We start from the raw sequence: 19,703 nt of genomic DNA, 5'->3' as shown, positions 1-19,703 counted from the left end.
CCACCAACCGAGGCTCGCCGCATAAAGCACAATCCGTGCCGGACAGCCGTGGGCTCGTCCCGGCCATCCACGATCTTGCTCTTGCGATGCTTGCAGGTCGTAGATGCCCGCGACGAACGCGGGCATGACGCGTTCGGGGCTCGCTCCAAACTCCGACATGGACGCGTCGGAACGCGCACATCCTCGTGCAGCACGGCCGGCGGAGGCGCTGCGCGACGCGCGCCGTCGCAGGTGCTCTCAATAATTCCAGCGCTGCGCCTTGCTCACGAGGAAATCGCGGAACGCCTGGACGCGGGCGACCGACTTCAGCTCCTCGGGGTAGACGAAGTAGGCGTCGAGCGACACCGACTCGTCGTCGCTGAACAGCGTGACCAGGCTCTGATCGTCCTCGAGGATGTAGTCGGGCAGCATGGCGATGCCGATGCCGCGCTGGCAGGCGCGCAGCACGCCGGCGATGTTGGTGATGATCAGATGCGGCTGGCGCAGATCCTTGCCTTCACGCCCCGCCGTGATCAGCCAGCGCGCGCTCTGCAGGTTGATCGGCACGACGGTGCCGCCGAGCACGATCAGCCGATGCTTGTCGAGATCCTCGATGGAGCGCGGCGTGCCGAAGCGCTTGAGATACTCAGGCGACGCATAGGCGTGATAGTGCACCGAGAACAGTTTGCGCTGGATCAGGTCGGGTTGGGTCGGCTGGCGCAGGCGGATCGCCACGTCGGCCTCGCGCATCGCGAGGTCGAGCTCCTCTTCCGTGGTGATCAGCGTGATCCTGATGTCGGGATAGAGATCCGTGAACTCGCCGAGCCGCGGCGTGAGCCAGTGCACCCCCATGCCGATCGTCGTGGTGACGCGCAGGTCGCCGTGCGGCCGTTCGCGGCTGTCGGTCAGCTTCACCCGCACCGACTCGAGCTTCATGAACACGTCGTGGGCGGTGCGATAAAGGAGCTCGCCCTGCTCGGTGAGGATCAGGCCGCGGGCGTGGCGGTGGAACAGCGCCACCGACAGCTCCTGCTCGAGCGCGCTCACCTGGCGGGAGACCGCCGACTGCGACAGCCCGAGCTGCTCGCCCGCATGGGTGAAGCTGCCCGCCTCGGCGGCGGCGTGGAAGACCTTGAGCTTGTCCCAATCCATGTTTCGTTCGCGGGCGACGCCCGTTCCCATCCCGGCTCGCTCTCAGGCGCGAGCAGCGTGCCGATCGCGGCCGACCGGCACTTGTTCCTGTGTGACACGATTCGGGTAGCGGGATCTTACCGGCAAGCCCGTCCGGAAACCGAAACCGGTTGCCATGGTTGAAGAATCCCGACCGTTCCCGTGGCGATTCACTCGGCCGCGGCGCGCGTCTCGGCGTGGGCGGCGAGGAACCGCTCCGCCTCGAGCGCCGCCATGCAGCCCATGCCGGCCGCCGTGACGGCCTGCCGATAGATGTCGTCGGCGACGTCGCCGGCCGCGAACACGCCCGGCACCGAGGTCGCGGTCGAGTACGGCGCCACCTTGATGTAGCCGGACGGCTTCAGCTCGAGCTGGCCGGTGAACAGCGCGGTCGCCGGCGCGTGGCCGATGGCGACGAAGACGCCGTCGGCGGCGAGCTCCCGGGTCGCGCCGGTCTGCACGTCGCGCAGCCGCACGCCCGTCACCTTGCCCGGCGCGGCGGTGCCGAGGATCTCGTCGACGGCGACGTTCCAGATCACCTCGACCTTGGGGTTCTTGAACAGGCGGTCCTGCAGAATCTTCTCGGCCCGGAAGGCGTCGCGCCGGTGCACCACCGTCACCTTGGAGGCGAAGTTGGTGAGGAACAGCGCCTCTTCGACGGCCGAGTTGCCGCCGCCGACCACCACGACCTCCTTGCCGCGATAGAAGAAGCCGTCGCAGGTCGCGCAGGCCGAGACGCCGTAGCCTTTGTAGGTGTCCTCCGACGGCAGACCGAGCCAACGCGCCTGGGCGCCGGTCGCGACGATCAGCACGTCGGCCAGATAGACGTCGCCCGAATCGCAGACCAGCCGGAACGGCCGACGGCCGAGGTCGACGGCATTCACGTGGTCGGTGACGATCCGGGTGCCGACATGCTCGGCCTGCTTCTGCATCTGCTCCATGAGCCAGGGGCCCTGGATCGGCTCGGCGAAGCCCGGATAGTTCTCGACCTCGGTCGTGATGGTGAGCTGGCCGCCCGGCTGGATGCCTTGGATCAGCACCGGTTCCAACATGGCGCGCGCGGCGTAGACGGCCGCCGTGTAGCCGGCCGGACCCGATCCGATGATCACCACGCGGGCATGGGTGGTCTCGGCCATGCGGAGCCTCGTTCGAGTGGGGCGTGCGGAGACCCCGCCGGGGCGGCCCGGCGAGTGTTGTCAATGTAGACATTCCGAGGAGGCATGCAAGCCACGCATAACCCCGGATGTGTACAGTGAACAACAATGTGCATTTCCGTGCACAACGCAGACCGGGGTCACACGCAATATTATTTCCGATGGCATATCTCTTGCGATAATGCTGTCCCGAGTCGGGCCCGAACGACGACGCGGCGACGCCCCTGGAGAGACCTGTGCCCTACCGCCTCGATGCGATCGACCACCGTATCCTGAAAGAGCTCCAGGAGGACGGGCGCATGACGAATGTCGAGCTCGCCCGCCGGGTGGGCATTTCGCCACCGCCCTGCTTGCGGCGCGTGCGCGCCCTGGAGGAGGCCGGCTTCATCACCGGCTATCGGGCCCTGCTCGACGAGAAACGGCTCGGCTACGAGGTGACGGCCTTCGCCATGGTGCACCTGTCGAGCCAGGCCGAGCCCGATCTGCAGGCCTTCGAGGCCTATGTGCGCGGCAAGCCGCTGGTGCGCGAATGCTGGATGCTGTCGGGCGAGATCGACTTCCTGCTGAAATGCGTCGCCCCCAACCTGTCGACCTTCCAGGCGCTGGTCGCCGAGCTGACGGCGGCCCCCAATGTCCGCAACGTCAAGACGACGTTGACGCTGCGCAACGCCAAGAACGACCCGATCGTCCCGCTCGAGCTCGACCGCCTCGCCGTGTGACGGTGCGATCGTCGAATCGCTCTCTCCTCATCCTGAGGAGGCCGTGAAGCGGCCGTCTCGAAGGATGTGGCCACATGGTTCGAGACGCGCTCCTGCGGAGCGCTCCTCACCATGAGGCGAAAGTCAGTGTCGGCCGGACATCATGAGCCCTTCCGTGTCCCCTGCCCCGTCCTTCGAAACGCCCGCCTCCGAAGCGCAGCCCTCCGCCCACCCCCGCCCGATCGCCGTCCTGGTCGATCGCGAGGGCCTGGGCGATTCGCTTCTCAAGCTGCCGTTCCTGCGCGCCGTCCGGCGCGCCTACCCGGACCATCCGGTGTGGTGGATCGCCACCCACCAGACCTCGATGGCGCGCGAGCTGGCGCCGTTCATGCGGCCGCTGCTGGCCAACGTGATCGAGAATGCCGGCATCACCACACCGCCCCTGCCCGTGATCGCCAACCTGCGAAAGCTGCCGCCGTTCGAGATGGTGTTCGATTCGCGCACCCGCGGCCTCACCGTGCTGCTGGCGCGCCTGTTTCTGAAGCACCGCGGTTTCTACTGCTGCCTGCCCGGCTACCTGTTCTCGTCGCGCCGGCCGCCCGGGCGGTTCAGTCGGCCGCGCGGCATCGCGGCCCGCATGCTGAGCCTTGCAGAGGCCGCGATCGGCGGGCCGGCCGACTGGGAGGGCGGGCTTCCGGTCTCCGACGCGGCGCGCGCCTTCGCGGCCGCGACGCTTCCCGACGGGGCGACTTATGTGGGGCTGGCGCCGGGCAGCCGCGAGCCGCGCAAGAACTGGCCGCGGGAGCGGTTCGCGGCGCTGGCCGAGCGGCTCGCGGCGAGCGGCCGCACGCCCGTGGTGTTCATCGGCCCGCAGGAGACGGCGGTGCGCGACGAGCTGCGGCGCGCCGCGCCCTCGGCGATCTTTCCGGACACCACGGCGCGGCTCGAGCTCGCCGTGGCGATCGCCGAGCGCCTCGCCGCGGCGGTCGCCAACGACAGCGGCATCGGCCACCTGCTGGCGGCGACGCGGACGCCTCTGGTGAGCCTGTTCGGGCCGACCGAGGTCGCCCGCTGGGCGCCCTTCACCCGGCACGGCATCGTGGTGAGCGCGAAGGACTTCGGCGGGGACACGATGGAGCACATCCCGGTCGATGCCGCCTTCGCCGCGGTGGAGACCCTGCTGGCGCAGGACGGCCGCCCCGGCCGGTAGGCGCACGCGATCGGCGCGGGCACGACGCACGCGCGCCGTCCCCACCCGAGCCGGTCATGGGGTGAAGCGAGCCCGCCGGATCAGCGGAACACGACCTCGAGGATCTCGTAGGCCTTGGCGCCGCCGGGCGTCACCACCTCGACCTGGCTGCCCTTCTTCTTGCCGACCAGAGCGCGGGCGAGCGGCGAGGTGATCGAGATGCGGCCGTTCTTGGCGTCCGCCTCGGGCTCGCCGACGATCTGCCAGACGTGCTTCTTCTCGGTGTCCTCGTCGATCAGCGTGACGGTCGCACCGAACTTGATGGTGTCGCCCGACAGCTTGGAGACGTCGATCACCTCGGCGCGCGCGATCTTGTCCTCGAGCTCCGCGATGCGGCCCTCGTTGAGCGACTGCGATTCCTTGGCGGCGTGGTACTCGGCGTTCTCCGAGAGGTCGCCGTGCGAGCGCGCCTCGGTGATCTGCTGAATGATGCGGGGTCGCTCGACCTGCTGGCAGTGCCGCAGCTCGTTCTCCAGCGCGGTGTAGCCGGCAGCCGTCATCGGTATCTTGTCCATCGGTTCCTTCTCCGACAGAAAAAAACTCGATCGCGGGCCGGTGTCACCCGGCACGCAACCGTTCGAAACATGTTCAGCCCGTGGCCTGAGTTCCCCGACCGCGTCCTTCAGGGGGCGTTTTCGGAGAAATAGCTCTGCAGGGTGCGCACCTCGAGGTCACCCGCGAGATAGGCCTTGATCCCGAGCGCCGCCGCGACGGCTCCGGAAAGAGTGGTGTAGTACGGCACCTTATGCAAGAGGGCGGCGCGCCGCAAGGAACGCGAGTCCGAGATGGCCCGCGTACCACTGGTGGTGTTGAACACCAGCTGCACATCGCCGTTCTTGATCGCGTCGACGATGTGGGGCCGGCCCTCCAGCACCTTGTTGACCTTCTCGGCCGGCACCCCGTGCTCCTGCAGGAAGCGCTGCGTGCCGCCCGTGGCGATGATCCGGAAACCAAGATCCGCCAATAGCTTGACCGAGTCGAGGATGCGCGTCTTGTCGCTGTCGCGCACCGCCACGAAGACCGTGCCCTTGGTCGGCAGGCGGGCACCGCCGCCGATCTGGCTCTTGGCGAAGGCGATCTCGTAGGACCGGTCGATGCCCATCACCTCGCCGGTGGAGCGCATCTCCGGGCCGAGCAGCGTGTCGACGCCGGGGAAGCGGGCGAACGGGAACACCGCCTCCTTGACGCCGACATGGTGCAGCACCGGCGGCTTCAGGCCGAAGCTTCCGAGGCTCTCGCCGGCCATCACCCGGGCCGCGATCTTGGCGACCGGCAGGCCGATCACCTTGGCGACGAACGGCACCGTGCGCGAGGCGCGCGGATTGACCTCCAGGACGTAGATCTCGCCGTCCTTGAGCGCGTACTGGACGTTCATCAGGCCGCCGACGCCGAGCGCCAGCGCCATCGCCCGGGTCTGCCGCTCCAGCTCGGAGATGACGTCGGGCGACAGCGAGAACGGCGGCAGCGAGCAGGCCGAGTCGCCGGAATGCACGCCGGCCTCCTCGATGTGCTGCATGATGCCGGCGATGAACGTGTCCTTGCCGTCGCAGAGGCAGTCGACGTCGATCTCGATGGCGTCGGACAGATAACGATCGAACAGCAGCGGGTTCTGGCCCAGCACCGTGTTGATCTGTCCGGTCTTGTCGTTCGGGTAGCGCGCCTTGACGTCGGACGGCACCAGGCTCGGCAGGGTGCCGAGCAGATAGTCGTCGAACTGCTCCTGACTGCGGATGATCGCCATGGCGCGGCCGCCCAGCACGTAGCTCGGGCGCACCACGAAAGGCAGGCCCAGCTCGGCGGCGACCAGCCGGCTCTGCTCGACCGAGTAGGCGATGCCGTTCTTGGGCTGGCGCAGCTGCAGCTTGTCGAGGAGCCGCTTGAAGCGGTCGCGGTCCTCGGCGAGGTCGATGGCGTCCGGCGAGGTGCCGAGGATCGGCACCTTCGCGGCCTCCAGCGCGGCCGCGAGCTTGAGCGGCGTCTGGCCGCCGAACTGCACGATGACGCCGTGCAGGCTGCCGTTCGACTGCTCGGTGGCGATGATCTCCAGCACGTCCTCGGCGGTCAGCGGCTCGAAATAGAGGCGATCCGAGGTGTCGTAGTCGGTCGACACGGTCTCCGGATTGCAGTTGACCATGATGGTCTCGTAGCCGGCGTCCGACAGCGCGAAGCAGGCGTGGCAGCAGCAATAGTCGAACTCGATGCCCTGCCCGATCCGGTTCGGGCCGCCGCCCAGAATGATCACCTTCTTGGCGTCCGAGGGCGCCGCCTCGCAGGCGGGAGCGCCGGCGAACGGCGCCTCGTAGGTCGAGTACATGTAGGCGGTCGGCGAGGCGAACTCGGCCGCGCAGGTGTCGATGCGCTTGTAGACGGGCCGCACGCCGACGGCGCGCCGCCGCTTCGTCACCTCGTCGGCCGACAGTCCCGTCAGGGCGCCGAGGCGCGCATCCGAAAAACCCATGGCCTTGAGGCGGCGCAGCGCGCCCGCCGTCTGCGGCAGGCCCTTCGCCTTGATCTCGGCCTCGGTCTCGACGATGCCGCGGATCTCGGCCAGGAACCACGGGTCGATCCGGCAGGAGCGGAAGATCTCGTCGTCCGACGCACCGAGCCGCATCGCCTGCGCGACCTTCAGAAGCCGGTCCGGCGTCGGCCGGCCGAGCGCCGCCCGGATGGCGTTCTTGTCGTCGCCCTCGCCGATGCCCTCGATCACGATCTCGTCGAGCCCGGTCAGGCCGGTCTCCATCGAGCGCAGCGCCTTCTGCAGCGACTCCTGGAAGGTGCGGCCGATCGCCATCGCCTCGCCCACCGACTTCATCGAGGTGGTGAGCAGCGGCTCGGCGCCCGGGAACTTCTCGAAGGCGAAGCGCGGGATCTTGGTGACGATGTAGTCGATGGTCGGCTCGAACGACGCCGGGGTCGCGCCGCCCGTGATGTCGTTGGCGATCTCGTCGAGCGTGTAGCCGACCGCGAGTTTCGCGGCCACCTTGGCGATCGGGAAGCCGGTCGCCTTGGAGGCGAGCGCGGAGGAGCGCGACACGCGCGGGTTCATCTCGATGACGACGAGTCGGCCGGTCTTCGGATCGACGGCGAACTGCACGTTGGAGCCGCCGGTCTCGACCCCGATCTCGCGCAGCACCGCGATCGAGGCGTCGCGCATCACCTGATACTCCTTGTCGGTGAGCGTCAGGGCCGGCGCGATGGTGATCGAGTCGCCCGTGTGGACGCCCATCGGATCGACGTTCTCGATCGAGCAGACGATGATGCAGTTGTCGTTCTTGTCGCGAACGACCTCCATCTCGAACTCTTTCCAGCCGAGCACGCTCTCTTCGACGAGGACTTCGTTCGTCGGCGAAGCATCCAGGCCGCCCCGGACGATCTCGATGAACTCGTCGAGGTCGTAGGCGATGCCGCCGCCCGTGCCGGCGAGCGTGAAGCTCGGCCGGATGATGGCCGGCAGGCCGATCTCGGCGAGCGCGATCAGCGCCTCGCCCAGCGCGCCGTGGACGTAACGCTTCTTGCGCTCCTCCTCGCCGGCCGCCCAGTCGCGCTCGAAGGCGGCGCGCTTCGCCGCCTTCTCGGTCTCGCGCTCCTTGCCGGCGTCGATGCGGGCGAGCGCGTCGAGATAGCGCTTGCGGTCCGCCTGCTTCAGCTCAGAGGCGTTGGCCAGGAACGACTTGGGGATGTCGAGGCCGATCTTCTTCATCGCCTCGCGGAACAGCTCGCGGTCCTCGGCCTTGTCGATCGCCTCGGCCGTGGCGCCGATCATCGTGACGCCGAACTTGTCGAGCACGCCCATCCGGCGCAGGGACAGTGCGGTGTTGAGCGCCGTCTGGCCGCCCATGGTCGGCAGCAGCGCGTCGGGTCGCTCCTTCTCGATGATCTTGGCGACGACCTCGGGCGTGATCGGCTCGACATAAGTCGCGTCGGCCATCTCCGGGTCGGTCATGATGGTGGCCGGATTGGAGTTGACCAGGATGACCCGGTAGCCCTCCTCGCGCAGCGCCTTGCAGGCCTGGGTTCCGGAATAGTCGAACTCGCAGGCCTGACCGATGACGATCGGGCCCGCGCCGATGATCAGGATCGAGGAGATGTCGGTGCGTTTGGGCATCGGGGTCTTCGCGGGTTCATCCGGGCACAAAAAAAGGCGTCGTGGACGCGCCGCCTTTTGCGAACTCGACCGGTTTTGTCGCCTGCCCGCGCGGGGTTCGCCGGGGCGGGGCGACCCTTAGCCCAGAATCGACGGGGAGGGAAGAGCGGCGGGCCGGCGGCGGGAGGCGGAGCGGTCAGTCCAGGCCGCGGCGGCGCGGGGCCAGCGGCGGCGGCGGCTCGTCCGGCTCGGGCAGCCCGAGGTCGTCCTCCTCGGCCTCGACGGCCGGCACGGCGTAGCGGCCGGACAGCCAGCGGTGGAGGTCGACGTCCTTGCACCGCTGCGAGCAGAACGGCCGGAACTTGTCCGCGGCCGGCTTGCCGCAGATGGCGCAGGGTTTTCCGGGAGCGAGCGAGGGCATGGGCGGAGAGATAGGGACAAGGACGACGGAACGGGAGAGCGAGAGCCGCGAAAACCGGGCCTGGCGCCCGGGATCCTTCTCCCCGCGCGCGGGGAGAAGGTGGCTCGCCGCGCAGCGGCGAACCGGATGAGGGGGCGTCTCCCCGGCGCAGAGACTCGCGGTGACGCCCCCTCACCCGGATTTCGCGCCTGCGGCGCGCAATCCGACCTCTCCCCGCACGGCGGGGAGAGGTGAAAAGGAGGGCGGCCCGGCTCAGGCCGGCATCGGGTTGGTCGGGTTCAGCCAGCCGTGGCGGACCGGGAACCCCTCGCCGGCGAGGAGCGTGACGGTCTCGTAGAGCGGCAGGCCGACCACCGAGGTGTAGGAGCCGACGATCTTCACGACGAAGCTGCCGGCGAGCCCCTGCACGGCATAGCCACCGGCCTTGCCGCGCCACTCGCCCGACGCGAGATACGCCTCGATATCCTCCGGCGCGAGGCGCTTGAAGCGCACCCGCGTCTCGATCAGGCGCTGGCGGATCGCCTCCTTGGGCGTCACCACGCAGACCGAGGTGTAGACCCGGTGGTTGCGGCCGGACAGCAGCCGCAGGCACTGGGCCGCCTCGTCGAGAAGCTCGGCCTTGGGGAGGATACGGCGCCCGACCGCGACCACGGTGTCGGCCGCGACGATGAAGGCGCCGCGCAGATCGTCCTCCAGCCGGACGGCGGCGAGCGCCACCTCGGCCTTGGCGTGAGCGAGCCGGTTGGCGCAGGCGCGCGGCAGCTCGCCGCGCTTCGGCGTCTCGTCGATCTCGGCGGGCCGCAGCGCGTCGGGCTCGAGACCCGCCTGGTTGAGGAGCGTGAGCCGCCGGGGCGAGCCGGAGGCGAGAACGAGCTTGGGACGGCCCATCATCGGCGTGAGGTTCTGTTCCGCTCCGCGGCGGGAGCACGGTCGATCCCGCCTCCGGCGAAGCGGAGCGTCACGGGGTCTGGGGTTCCGGGAGCGCGCCGGCCCGGGCGGACGCGGCGGCGGCGATCATTTGAAACGATAGGTGATGCGGCCCTTCGTCAAATCATAGGGGGTCATCTCGACCAGCACCTTGTCGCCGGCGAGCACGCGGATGCGGTTCTTGCGCATGCGGCCGGCCGTGTGGGCGATGATCTCATGACCGTTCTCGAGCTTGACGCGGAAGGTCGCGTTCGGCAGCAGTTCCGACACGACGCCGGGAAACTCCAGCAGTTCCTCTTTCGCCATTCGCAACCCAATGATCGCACCGGGCCGCGCGCGGGGCCACGGGCGAAGGTCAGGCCTTCGTTGGACGCCACAGGACGGGCGCGGACCCTAGCCGAAACGGGACCGCACGACAACCGGCGCACACGCATCGTCCCGGCGAAGCCGAACACGAGAGTCCACTCGTTCCCGCGAAGGCGGGAACCCAGGGGCGACACGGCATGGGCACCTGGATGCCCGCCTTCGCGGGCATGAGCGGAGCGCGTGGCGAGCTCGGTGCCTGCTTCCGGTGCGCGAGCTGTCAGGCCGCCGCCCCGGTGCGGCGCCAGCCGAGCAGCATCGCGGCGAGCTGGAGGCCGCCGATCAGCGCCAGCACGACCAGGAACACCCGCGCGGCCGGGCCCTGCACGAACACCCACCAGTCGCCGTCCGAGATGGTGAGGGCGCGGCGGAACGACAGCTCCATGCGGTCGCCGAGCACGAAGGCGAGCAGCAGGGGCGCGACGTCGTAGGAGAACTTCCGCAGCAGATAGCCGACCACGCCGGCGGCGAACAGGATCGTCAGGTCGAGCGGAGAGCCCTTCAGCGAGAACACGCCGATCAGGCAGATCACCAGCACGAGCGGCGCCAGCACGCCCATCGGGGTGCGCAGCAGCGTGACGAAGATACCCACCAGCGGGAGATTGAGAATCACCAGGATGGCGTTGCCGAGATAGAGGCTGGCGATCAGGCCCCAGAACACCTGCGGATGCTCGCTCATCAGCAGCGGCCCCGGCTGCACGCCGTGGATCAGCAGCGCCGACAGGAGGATCGCGGTCGCCGGGATCGCCGGGATGCCGAGCACCAACAGCGGGATCATCGAGGCGCCCGTGGTCGCGTTGTTGGCCGTCTCCGGACCGGCGACGCCGGCCACGGCGCCGTGGCCGAACTTCTCCGGCGTCTTGGAAACCTTCTTCTCGATCGCGTAGGACACGAAGGTCGAGATGATGTGCGAGACACCCGGGACGAGGCCGAACAGGAAGCCGACGCCGGAGCCGCGCAGCACCGCAGGGGCCGCCTCGCGGATCTCTTGGCCCGTCGGCAGCATGTCGCGCAGCTTCGGCGCCTTCGGCACCTCGGGCGCCGCCTCGTCGAGATTGAGCAGAATCTCGGAGACGCCGAACAGGCCGATCGACAGGGCGACGAAGTTGAGCCCGTCGGTCAGATCGAGCGAGCCGAACGTGAAGCGCGGATAGGCCGTGAGCTGATCCATGCCCACGGTGCCGAGCGCCAGCCCGAGCACGATCATGGCGAGCGTCTTCACGGGCGGCGACGAGGAGACCGCACTCACGACCAGCAGCGCCGTGAGCATCAGCACGAACTCGGCCGCCGGGCCGACCGACAGCATCGCGTCGGCCAGCAGCGGGCCGACCGCCATCAGGCCGACGATCGAGATGGTGCCGCCGACGAAGCTGCCGAGCGCCGCGAGCGTGAGGGCCGCACCGGCGCGGCCGCGCTTCGCCATCTCGTAGCCGTCGATGCAGGTGACGACCGAGGCCGCCTCGCCCGGAATGCGCATCAGGATCGAGGTGGTCGAGCCGCCGTACATGGCGCCGTTGAAGATGCCGGCCAGCATGATCACGGCGCCGGCCGGATCGAGCTTGAAGGTGAGCGGCAGCAGGAGCGCCATGCCGGCGAGCGGGCCGAGCCCCGGCAGCACGCCGACCGCGGTGCCCCACAGGCAGCCGACGAAGCACAGGAGCAGGTTGCGGCCCGTGAACGCGACCGCGAAGCCGTCCATCAGGTATCCGAGCGAGTCCACGACCACGATCCTCACGGTTCGGCGCCGCGCCGGTCCACTTCAGCGACGGCAACGTTCAGATACGGCCACGCTGCTGCCCCCCACCCCCGACCCCTCCCCGCCACGAGCTTCGCTCGCGGGGGGAGGGGAGGCGCAGCGCCGTGACTCCCCTCCTCCCATTCGCCCTTGGGAATGGCGGGGAGGGGTCGGGGGTGGGGGGACAGTAGCGTCAGTCAAACACGGCGGCGTCTCCGACGTGCGAACAAACAAATCAGAACGGCCATACCCCGGCCGGCAGGCCGAGGCCTAAGAGCCGATCGAACACGACGTCGAGCGCGAGGCTCGCGCCGCAGCCGAACAGCACGGCGCGCCACCACGGCTGACCGCCCAGCACGGCGAACAGCACACCCAGCATCACGGCGACGGTCGGCACGAAGCCGACCGGGATGAAGGCGAGCGCCGCGGCGAGCAGCATCGCGAGGCAGACCGCGGTCTTGCGGTTGACCAGGACCACGGCGGCGCCGTCGTGCTCACGCAAGGCCCGCACCGCGCAGGCGAGCCCGAGCAGGACGAGCGCGAGGCCGAGCACGAACGGCATGAAGCCCGGCCCGGGATTGCCGACCGAGCCGCGCGGGATCGGCCAGGCGAGCACCGCGAGCGTCACCCCGCCGAGCGCGAGCGCGAGCCCGACCGCCGCGTCGCCGACCCAGCGCGGCAGGCTCAGACCCGACATGGGAGCGCCCTCGAACTCAGAGCCGTCATGCCCGGCCTCGTGCCGGGCATCCACGTCTTAGATGCCGCGCCCCGTCGAAGAGCGTGGATCGCCGGGACGAGCCCGGCTCTGACGACCGTGAGGTTCGAAGCCATCACTGCGCCTTCCGCTCGATGCCGATCGCCTTGGCGACCGCGCCGAGCGCGTCGAGCTCCTTGCGGATCAGGGCGCCCGTCTCCTTCGATCCGAGCACGCGCTGGTTCGCGCCCTGCTTCTCCATCACCTCCTTGAACTTCGGCGTGGAGGCGGCCTCCATGAACGCCTTCTCGAGCGTGGCGAGCACGGCGGGCGGCGTCTTGGCCGGCGCGATCAAGCCCCACCACAGCACGGTCTCCTCGCCCCCGAGCCCGATGTCGTCGAGGCCGGAGGCCTGCGGCAGCGCCGGGTTCTTGGCGGCCGAGGTGAGCAGCAGGCATTTCGCCTTGCCGGCCGCGGCATGCGGCAGGATCGGCGGCAGCGAGCCGCCGTAGAACGTGACGTGACCGCCGAGGAAGTTGCGCGCCGTCTCGCCGGCGCCGCCGAACGGAACGGGGCGCACCTTGGCGCCGACCTTGGAGAAGACGCGCTCGGCGGCGAGCTGCATGGTGCCGCCGAGCCCGTCGTTGCCGTAGGTGAACTTGCCCGGGTTGGCCTTGATCTGATCGATCAGCTCCCGGCCGGTCGACGCCGGGAAGTCGGGTGCCGCGCAGAGCACGTAGGACGAGTAGCCGATCGACATCACGCTGGCATAGGAATCCGGCGTGTAGGCGACCGTGAGGCTGTGCGGGCTCGTGGTGAGCGGCGAGTTCCAGATGAAGCCGAGCGTGTAGCCGTCGGGCTTCGCCGACGCGACCAGCGTGGTGCCGACCGTGCCGCCGCCGCCGGCGCGATTGTCGACGATCACCTTCTGCTTGAGGATCGGCTCCACGGCCTCGGCGATCTGGCGGGCGAACACGTCGGTGCCGCCGCCGGGCGGCGCCGGCACGATCAGGGTGATGGGCCGGGTCGGGAACTCCTGCGCCACGGCCGCGCGCGGCACCAGGGCCGTGGTCGCCAGAGCCGTGGACGCGAGCGCCAGCGCGCCGAAGATGCCTTTGAGCATTGTTCTCTCCCTGATCACGATCTCGTCCGATCCCGCACGCCTGCGCGGGCCGGGCTCATCCGACGCAAGAGATCATCTGATCTCGACGTCGTAGCTGAAGCGGTCCGCGGGCCCGTGCGAGCGCCGCCATTCGAGCGGCACCCCGTCGAGCCCGAAGGCGGTGCGGTCGATCACCACGACCGGCTCGCCGGCCGCGATGCCGAGCGCCTTGGCGACCGACGCGGTGGCGCGGCCGAAGGCGATGCGGTCGGTGGCGCGCGCCACCGTGATGCCGATCTCGCGCTCGTAGAGCGGATAGAGAAGCCCTTCGAACTTCTCCGGCGCCAGCGTCGCGAGGGCTTGGAAGCGCGGCAGCGGCAGCGCGATCTCGTCGACCACGAGCGGCGCGCCGTCGACGAGGCGCAGGCGCTTCAGCCACAGCACCGGATCGTCGGCGGTGAGCCCCAAGGCGCGCGCCGCCTCGCGACCCGCCGCGGCGGTGCGCCGCCCGACCAGCCTCTGGGTCGGCACCACGGGCCTGCCGCCCTTGCCGGTGTGGCGGAAGAAGCGGAACAGTGTGTTGCCGAGGTCGGCGCGCCGCACGAAGGTGCCGCGCCCCTGCTGCCGCTCCAGGAGGCCCTGCTGGACGAGCCCCTCGATCGCCTTGCGCATGGTGCCGAGCGCGACGCCGAACTCGGAGGCGAGATCGCTCTCCGCCGGAATCGCCTCGCCCGGCTTCCACGCGCCGTCCTGGATGCGCTCGGCGAGCGCGTCCTTGAGGCGCTGATAGATCGGCAGGCGCTGGTCGGACCCGACGGCGTCGGAAGCGGCGTGCATGGCGGCCTCGGCTGGAACGTCGTGGAACGCGGCTTGTCGCGGTGCGGACGGCAGAGCGGAACGGCGGTGCTTGACGGCGGTGCTTGACGACGGGTTCGAACGAAAGCGAGGACCGGCGAGACGGGTGGCGATGCGCGACCCGAAAGGCTCTGGTCAATTGGTCCTATAGAGGAGTATAAGACCATCTGCATCCTCCTGGCAACCGAGCAATGGCCCCCTCCCCCACATCGCCCGCCCCCGCATCGCCCGCCCCCACGTCGGCTCCCCCGACCCGCGACGTTCCCCCGGTCGACACCCACGTCCACGTCTTCACCCGCGCCTTGCCGCTCGTGCAAGGGCGACGCCACTCGCCGAGCGGCGACTTCACGCCGGACGACCTGTTCGCCGTCACGGCGCGCCACGGCGTGCGCGAAATCGTCGTGGTGCAGCCCTCGTTCCTCGGCACCGACAATTCCTATCTGCTCGACGCGCTGGCGCCCGCGCCCGAGCGCCTGCGCGGCATCGTGGTGGTCGATCCCGGCGTGACCGACACGACGCTCGACGCCTATGCGGCGAGAGGCATCGTCGGCATCCGGCTCAATCTGCTTGGCAAGGATGTTTCCACGGTGCTGACGCCGGACTGGATGGCGCTCCTGACGCGCGTCGCGGCGCGCGGCTGGCAGATCGAGATCCAGACCGAAGGCCGCGCCGTCCGGCCGCTGCTCGACGCGATCGTGCCGCTCGGCGCGCCGGTGGTGATCGATCACTTCGGCCGCCCTGACCCGAAGCTCGGCGTCGACGATCCCGGCTTCCGCCGCCTGCTCGCCGCCGGCCCGGACGGATCGCTGTTCGTGAAGATTTCCGGCAGCTACCGCTGCGGCGGCGCCGTCGTCGCGCCTTACGCCCGCGCGCTCGTCGACGCGCTCGGTCCCGGGCGCCTGCTGTGGGGCAGCGACTGGCCGCACACCGAGCACGAGACGATCCGCCGCTACGAGGACGGCCTGACGGAGCTGCGATCCTGGCTCACGCCCGAGCAGCAGGCCGCGGTGGCGGAGACGTCGCGGAAATTGTTCGGGTTCGCGAGGTGATCAGAATCGGACGTTCACCTCTCCCTGTGGGGAGAGTTCTGATCTCGTGCGAGGCACACATCTCTGGTCAACGGGCCGACCGCGTGGCGTCGGTGGCGATGTGTCTCTGACGTCACGTCGAGCACGGCGCGGCTCCCTCTCCCCGGCGGGGAGAGGGGTGGGGTGAGGGGGTGCCGACGCCGATTGTTTCATCGAGAGGGCAGTCCCCCCTCACCCGGACTTCGCGCCTTTGGCGCGAAGTCCGACCTCTCCCCGCCGGGGAGAGGTGAAACATGCGGCACCGCCCACCTCATCGGCCGAATCCCGGCTTGCCGAACCGCTGCTCGATCTTCGCCAGGAGCTGATCACGAATCTCGCGATAGGCGGCGAGACGCTGCTCGCGGGTGCCCTCCTCGGCGGCGCCGGGATCGAGGGTCGGCCAGTACTCCACGTCGACGGCGAGCGTGCGGGTGACCTCCAGGGCGCGGTGATGCGCCTCCGGCGACAGCGTGACGATCAGGTCGAAGTTGAGCCCTTCGAGGTCTTCCAGCTCCTCGAACGTGATCGGCTTGTGCTTGGAAAGATCGAGCCCGACCTCGTCCATCACGGCCGCCGTGAAGGGATCCGGCTCGCCCTTGCGGACGCCGGCCGAGCCGACATAGCTCTTGTGACCGTAATACTGGCGGAACATCGCGGCCGCCATGGGCGATCGCACCGAGTTCCAGGCGCAGACGAACAGCACCGCTCCGGGCGGCCCGACGGGGCCCGGGGGGGGCATCGCGCTCAGCCTTTCCAGTGCAGCACGGTGATCAGCGTGAACAGCCGCCGCGCCGTGTCGAAGTCGATCTCGATCTTGTCCTTCAGCCGCTCCGTCAGCAGCTCGGAACCCTCGTTGTGGAGGCCGCGCCGCCCCATGTCGATCGCCTCGATCTGGCTCGGCGACAACGTGCGGATGGCGTCGTGATAGGTCTCGCACATCATGAAGTAGTCCTTCACGAGGCGACGGAACGGGGTGAGCGACAGATAGTGCGCGACGACCGGCTCGCCGGCCTGGTCGCGCACGTCGAACACCAGGCGGTCGTTGGCGAGCAGGAGCTTCAGACAATACGGCCCGCCGTCGTGGCCGACCGGTGCGAACAGGTTGTCTTCGAGGAGATCGTAGATCGCGACGGTGCGCTCGTGCTCGATGTCGCGGTTGCCGGCCCCGATGGACTCCGGGTCGAGCGTCACCTCGCAGAGGCGATGGCTCTCGCGTCCCTCGCGGATCCGTCGGCTCATTCGGCACCCACCGAGTCGACAGGCGATGTCGGTGCGAGGCGCAGCGCGACCGAGCGGGCATGCGCGTCGAGCCCTTCGGCCTGCGCCAGCGTCACCGCGGCGGGGCCGAGGGCGGCGAGCTGATCGGGCCCGCAGCGCAGCAGCGAGGTGCGCTTCATGAAGTCGAGAACGCCGAGCCCGGACGAGAACCGCGCCGAGCGTGCCGTCGGCAACACGTGGTTGGAGCCCGCGACGTAGTCGCCGATCGCCTCCGGTGTGTGATGGCCGACGAAGATCGCGCCGGCGTGGCGGATCCTGTCCGCGAGCGGCGCCGGATCGGCGACCGCGAGCTCCAGATGCTCGGCCGCGACCTGATCGGCGAGCCCGACCGCCTGGTCGAGCGTCTCGACCAGGATCACGGCGCCGTGGTCGCGCCACGACGCACCCGCGATCTTTTCCCGCGGCAACGTGGCGAGCTGCGCGTCCACGGCCTTCTCGACGGCGCCGGCGAGCGACGCGTCGGTCGTGATCAGGATCGACTGCGCCGCCGTGTCGTGCTCGGCCTGCGCCAGGAGATCGGCGGCGATCCAGTCGGGACGGGCGGTCGCGTCGGCGATGATCAGCACCTCGGACGGGCCGGCGATCATGTCGATGCCGACCTTGCCGAACACGATGCGCTTGGCCGCCGCCACATAGGCGTTGCCGGGGCCGACGATCTTGTCGACCGGGGCGATCGTCTCGGTTCCGTAGGCCAGTGCGGCCACGGCCTGGGCGCCACCGACCCGGTAGATCTCGTCGACGCCGGACAGATGGGCCGCGGCGAGCACCAGCGGCGCGAGCTTGCCGGCCGGCGCCGGGACGACCATCACGAGCCGCGACACACCCGCGACCTTGGCCGGCACGGCGTTCATCAGCACCGAGGACGGATAGGCCGCGGTGCCGCCCGGCACGTAGAGGCCGGCGGCCTCCACGGGCGTCCAGCGATAGCCGAGCTCGACGCCGAGCGGGTCGGTGAACCGCTGATCGCCGGGAAGCTGGCGGCGGTGATAAGCCTCGATGCGGTCGCGCGCGAAGGCCAGCGCCGCGATGTCCTTCGGGTCGCAGGCCGCGACCGCGGCGGCGATCTCGGCGGGCGTCACCCGCAGGGCGGCCGCGCCGGCGGCACCGAGGTCGAGGTGGTCGAACGTCTCCGTCAGCGCGACCAGCGCCGCGTCGCCGCGCGCCCGCACGTCGTCGACGATGGCACGAACGGCCGCCTCGACGTCGGCCGCCGCCTCGCGCTTGGCGCCGAGAAGGGCGGCGAAACGGTCCTTGAACGCGGGGTCACGGGTATCGAGACGGACGGGCATGAGCAGCGAGACCGGCGGGCGGGGAAGGCCGCGCGACGGCGCTGCGGGCGCCGACCCTGCTGCCGCCCGGATGCAGTCGGGAACGCGGCGGGCGCGACGGGGACGATATCGATCGTCCGGCCCTTACGGGCCGGAGCGGGTCAGCGGGGCGCGGCCGACAGGGCCGGGCTCGTCTGGTCCTCGTGCGCCGGACAGGCGGTCGTATCCCACACCGGTCCGAGGTCGGCAAGCTCCACCTCGAGGCACTCCACGTCGAGCCGCAGCTCGCCGCCGCCCGAGAAGATCAGCACGACACTGCCCCCCGGCGAGGCCGTCTCGACGAACTCGATGGTGAGCAGGTTGAGGATGACCTCCTTGGCCTGGCATTCGAGGTTGCGGCACTTGACGGCCAGCACCCGGTCGAAGCGCAGGGCGGTGCGGCGACGGCGGAAATGGCCGTTCTCGCAGACCGCGCCCTCCCAATCGAAGCGGTTCAGACCCATCACCAGCCGCTTCTCCTGCGGACGCCAGTGAACGTCGCCCACCTTCACGTGGGCGTCCTGGAGGTGGGTCGCGACGATCTCCAGATCGTCCTGGTCGAGGGCGACGAGCTTGAGTTGATCCATGGCGGCGGCTCCTGCTTGTGCCGTAGTTAGGAAACCGACCTGCTCCGCACAAGCCTCGATTGCGTACGGATTGATCATTCGGCCGGATCGGGTAATGCCGGCCGCAGCGTCACGGCGAGCGGCGCGGTCAGCCGCGCCGTTCCGGCGACCAGAACGAGCCCCTGGGCGAACACTTGTGCGAACACCTGGGGCGAACATTTGGGCGAACACTTGGGCGAACACTTGGGCGAACACTTGGGCGCGCCGTGGTTCGCCCCCCGCACGGAATGGGCCGCCGACCCTCGATCCAATAGCGCCGCCGTAAGGACCAGGCCGAAGACGCAGGCCCGCGCTTCCGGGGCGATCAAAACCAGAACCGAGCCGTCCGGCACCGAGGCGATGCCGTCGCGCCTGCGGGGTTCGGGACATCCGGACCCGGGCGTCAACCTTTCGTTCACGCTTCCGGCAGCTCGTCGGGGACGGGGCGCGGGGCGCCGGGCCACGGTCCGCCCCGCCGCGATCGGGCGACGCGAGCGCACCACAATTTTCCGTCAGAACGATCGTCGAGCGGGCGCGGCGGGCCCTGCTCCGACCGGTCGCCCCGCACGCGCCCGGTGGTCGATTTCGCCTTACCGGCCGTTGGCGAGGCCGGTCCGCCGAGGAGGCCCGGATGTTCTCGATCACCGATCTTTTTCAGTGGGATCGTTTCATCACCCCGTCGATCATCAAGGTGTTCTACTGGCTGGCGGTCGGCATGTCGGTCCTGTTCGCCCTGTCGGGCGCCACCTCGGCCCTGGCCCTGATGGTCCACAACATCTTCGGCGGCCTGTTCGCGCTCTTCGCCAGCCTGCTCGGCGGCCTGGTCGGCATCATCGCGGCCCGCATCGCGGCGGAGTTCGTGTTGATCGTCTTCCGCATCAACGAGCACCTCGGCGCCATCCGTAACAGCGGCCGGATGTAGCGGCGCGAGGGCAGCCCACCGCCGTCATGGCCGGGCTTGTCCCACGGCTGTCCGGCACGGATTGTGCTTGAAGAGGTGCACGGCATTGATTCT

19 protein-coding genes are annotated in these 19,703 nt (G+C 69.7%); 4 read left to right on the top strand and 15 right to left on the bottom strand.

Annotation, left to right across the window (positions count from 1 at the left end; genetic code table 11):
- Positions 1-237: 237 nt before the first annotated feature.
- Both ACFSOX_RS22995 and trxB read right to left on the bottom strand, forming a co-directional pair.
- Positions 238-1,131, bottom strand: a complete 894-nt coding sequence (locus ACFSOX_RS22995; protein ID WP_378480162.1) for a LysR family transcriptional regulator — start codon at positions 1,129-1,131, stop codon at positions 238-240.
- Positions 1,132-1,319: 188 nt separating this feature from the next.
- Positions 1,320-2,285: a thioredoxin-disulfide reductase gene (trxB, locus tag ACFSOX_RS22990; protein WP_378480161.1), complete on the bottom strand. Its 966-nt coding sequence runs from the start codon at positions 2,283-2,285 to the stop codon at positions 1,320-1,322.
- A gap of 254 nt (positions 2,286-2,539) precedes the next feature.
- Between trxB and ACFSOX_RS22985 the strand changes: the two genes are divergently transcribed.
- Together ACFSOX_RS22985 and ACFSOX_RS22980 are read left to right on the top strand one after the other, a co-directional pair.
- The gene (locus ACFSOX_RS22985; protein ID WP_378480160.1) at positions 2,540-3,022 is read left to right on the top strand and encodes an Lrp/AsnC family transcriptional regulator; all 483 of its coding nucleotides are present in this window, start codon (positions 2,540-2,542) and stop codon (positions 3,020-3,022) included.
- 142 nt (positions 3,023-3,164) lie between these two features.
- Positions 3,165-4,211 carry a glycosyltransferase family 9 protein gene (locus ACFSOX_RS22980; RefSeq protein WP_378480159.1) on the top strand — a complete coding sequence of 349 codons (1,047 nt, stop codon included), beginning with the start codon at positions 3,165-3,167 and terminating at the stop codon, positions 4,209-4,211.
- Positions 4,212-4,291: 80 nt separating this feature from the next.
- Here the strand turns inward: ACFSOX_RS22980 and greA are convergent, their stop codons facing one another.
- From greA to ACFSOX_RS22935, 9 genes are all read right to left on the bottom strand, one after another.
- Positions 4,292-4,765 carry a transcription elongation factor GreA gene (gene greA / locus ACFSOX_RS22975; RefSeq protein WP_378480158.1) on the bottom strand — a complete coding sequence of 158 codons (474 nt, stop codon included), beginning with the start codon at positions 4,763-4,765 and terminating at the stop codon, positions 4,292-4,294.
- Between the two features lie 107 nt (positions 4,766-4,872).
- Positions 4,873-8,355: a carbamoyl-phosphate synthase large subunit gene (gene carB, locus ACFSOX_RS22970; protein WP_378480157.1), complete on the bottom strand. Its 3,483-nt coding sequence runs from the start codon at positions 8,353-8,355 to the stop codon at positions 4,873-4,875.
- 175 nt (positions 8,356-8,530) lie between these two features.
- Positions 8,531-8,755 carry a DNA gyrase inhibitor YacG gene (gene yacG / locus ACFSOX_RS22965; protein WP_378480156.1) on the bottom strand — a complete coding sequence of 75 codons (225 nt, stop codon included), beginning with the start codon at positions 8,753-8,755 and terminating at the stop codon, positions 8,531-8,533.
- 252 nt (positions 8,756-9,007) lie between these two features.
- Positions 9,008-9,646, bottom strand: a complete 639-nt coding sequence (locus ACFSOX_RS22960) for a Maf-like protein (RefSeq protein ID WP_378480155.1) — start codon at positions 9,644-9,646, stop codon at positions 9,008-9,010.
- Between the two features lie 123 nt (positions 9,647-9,769).
- A complete protein-coding gene (infA, locus tag ACFSOX_RS22955; protein ID WP_111358743.1) occupies positions 9,770-9,988 on the bottom strand; it encodes a translation initiation factor IF-1 in 219 nt (72 codons plus the stop codon).
- A gap of 277 nt (positions 9,989-10,265) precedes the next feature.
- Positions 10,266-11,765, bottom strand: coding sequence for a tripartite tricarboxylate transporter permease (locus tag ACFSOX_RS22950; RefSeq protein ID WP_378480154.1), 1,500 nt, complete (start codon positions 11,763-11,765; stop codon positions 10,266-10,268).
- Positions 11,766-12,015: 250 nt separating this feature from the next.
- A complete protein-coding gene (locus ACFSOX_RS22945; RefSeq protein ID WP_378480153.1) occupies positions 12,016-12,477 on the bottom strand; it encodes a tripartite tricarboxylate transporter TctB family protein in 462 nt (153 codons plus the stop codon).
- A 133-nt stretch (positions 12,478-12,610) separates the two neighbouring features.
- A complete protein-coding gene (locus ACFSOX_RS22940) occupies positions 12,611-13,597 on the bottom strand; it encodes a Bug family tripartite tricarboxylate transporter substrate binding protein (RefSeq protein ID WP_378480152.1) in 987 nt (328 codons plus the stop codon).
- Positions 13,598-13,669: 72 nt separating this feature from the next.
- Positions 13,670-14,413, bottom strand: coding sequence for a GntR family transcriptional regulator (locus tag ACFSOX_RS22935; protein WP_378480151.1), 744 nt, complete (start codon positions 14,411-14,413; stop codon positions 13,670-13,672).
- A gap of 209 nt (positions 14,414-14,622) precedes the next feature.
- Between ACFSOX_RS22935 and ACFSOX_RS22930 the strand changes: the two genes are divergently transcribed.
- Complete coding sequence (locus ACFSOX_RS22930; protein WP_378480150.1) at positions 14,623-15,480, top strand: amidohydrolase family protein; 858 nt, start codon at positions 14,623-14,625, stop codon at positions 15,478-15,480.
- 289 nt (positions 15,481-15,769) lie between these two features.
- Here the strand turns inward: ACFSOX_RS22930 and ACFSOX_RS22925 are convergent, their stop codons facing one another.
- The 4 genes from ACFSOX_RS22925 to ACFSOX_RS22910 form a co-directional block, all read right to left on the bottom strand.
- Complete coding sequence (locus ACFSOX_RS22925; RefSeq protein ID WP_378480149.1) at positions 15,770-16,237, bottom strand: arsenate-mycothiol transferase ArsC; 468 nt, start codon at positions 16,235-16,237, stop codon at positions 15,770-15,772.
- A 5-nt stretch (positions 16,238-16,242) separates the two neighbouring features.
- On the bottom strand, positions 16,243-16,737 hold the full coding sequence (locus tag ACFSOX_RS22920) for a UPF0262 family protein (RefSeq protein ID WP_378480148.1): 495 nt from the start codon (positions 16,735-16,737) through the stop codon (positions 16,243-16,245).
- The gene (gene hisD, locus ACFSOX_RS22915; RefSeq protein WP_378480147.1) at positions 16,734-18,065 is read right to left on the bottom strand and encodes a histidinol dehydrogenase; all 1,332 of its coding nucleotides are present in this window, start codon (positions 18,063-18,065) and stop codon (positions 16,734-16,736) included. The genes ACFSOX_RS22920 and hisD overlap by 4 nt, the downstream gene beginning before the upstream one ends.
- Before the next feature lie 140 nt (positions 18,066-18,205).
- Positions 18,206-18,670 carry a DUF2948 family protein gene (locus ACFSOX_RS22910; protein WP_378480146.1) on the bottom strand — a complete coding sequence of 155 codons (465 nt, stop codon included), beginning with the start codon at positions 18,668-18,670 and terminating at the stop codon, positions 18,206-18,208.
- Positions 18,671-19,319: 649 nt separating this feature from the next.
- On the opposite strand from ACFSOX_RS22910, the gene ACFSOX_RS22905 reads away from it, so the two are divergent.
- Complete coding sequence (locus ACFSOX_RS22905) at positions 19,320-19,610, top strand: DUF4282 domain-containing protein (protein WP_378480145.1); 291 nt, start codon at positions 19,320-19,322, stop codon at positions 19,608-19,610.
- The last annotated feature ends 93 nt before the right edge of the window (positions 19,611-19,703 follow it).

This window comes from Rhodoplanes azumiensis (assembly GCF_042682915.1).
Classification (GTDB): Bacteria; Pseudomonadota; Alphaproteobacteria; order Rhizobiales; family Xanthobacteraceae; genus Rhodoplanes; species Rhodoplanes azumiensis.
This window is presented reverse-complemented; position numbering and strand designations above follow the sequence as displayed.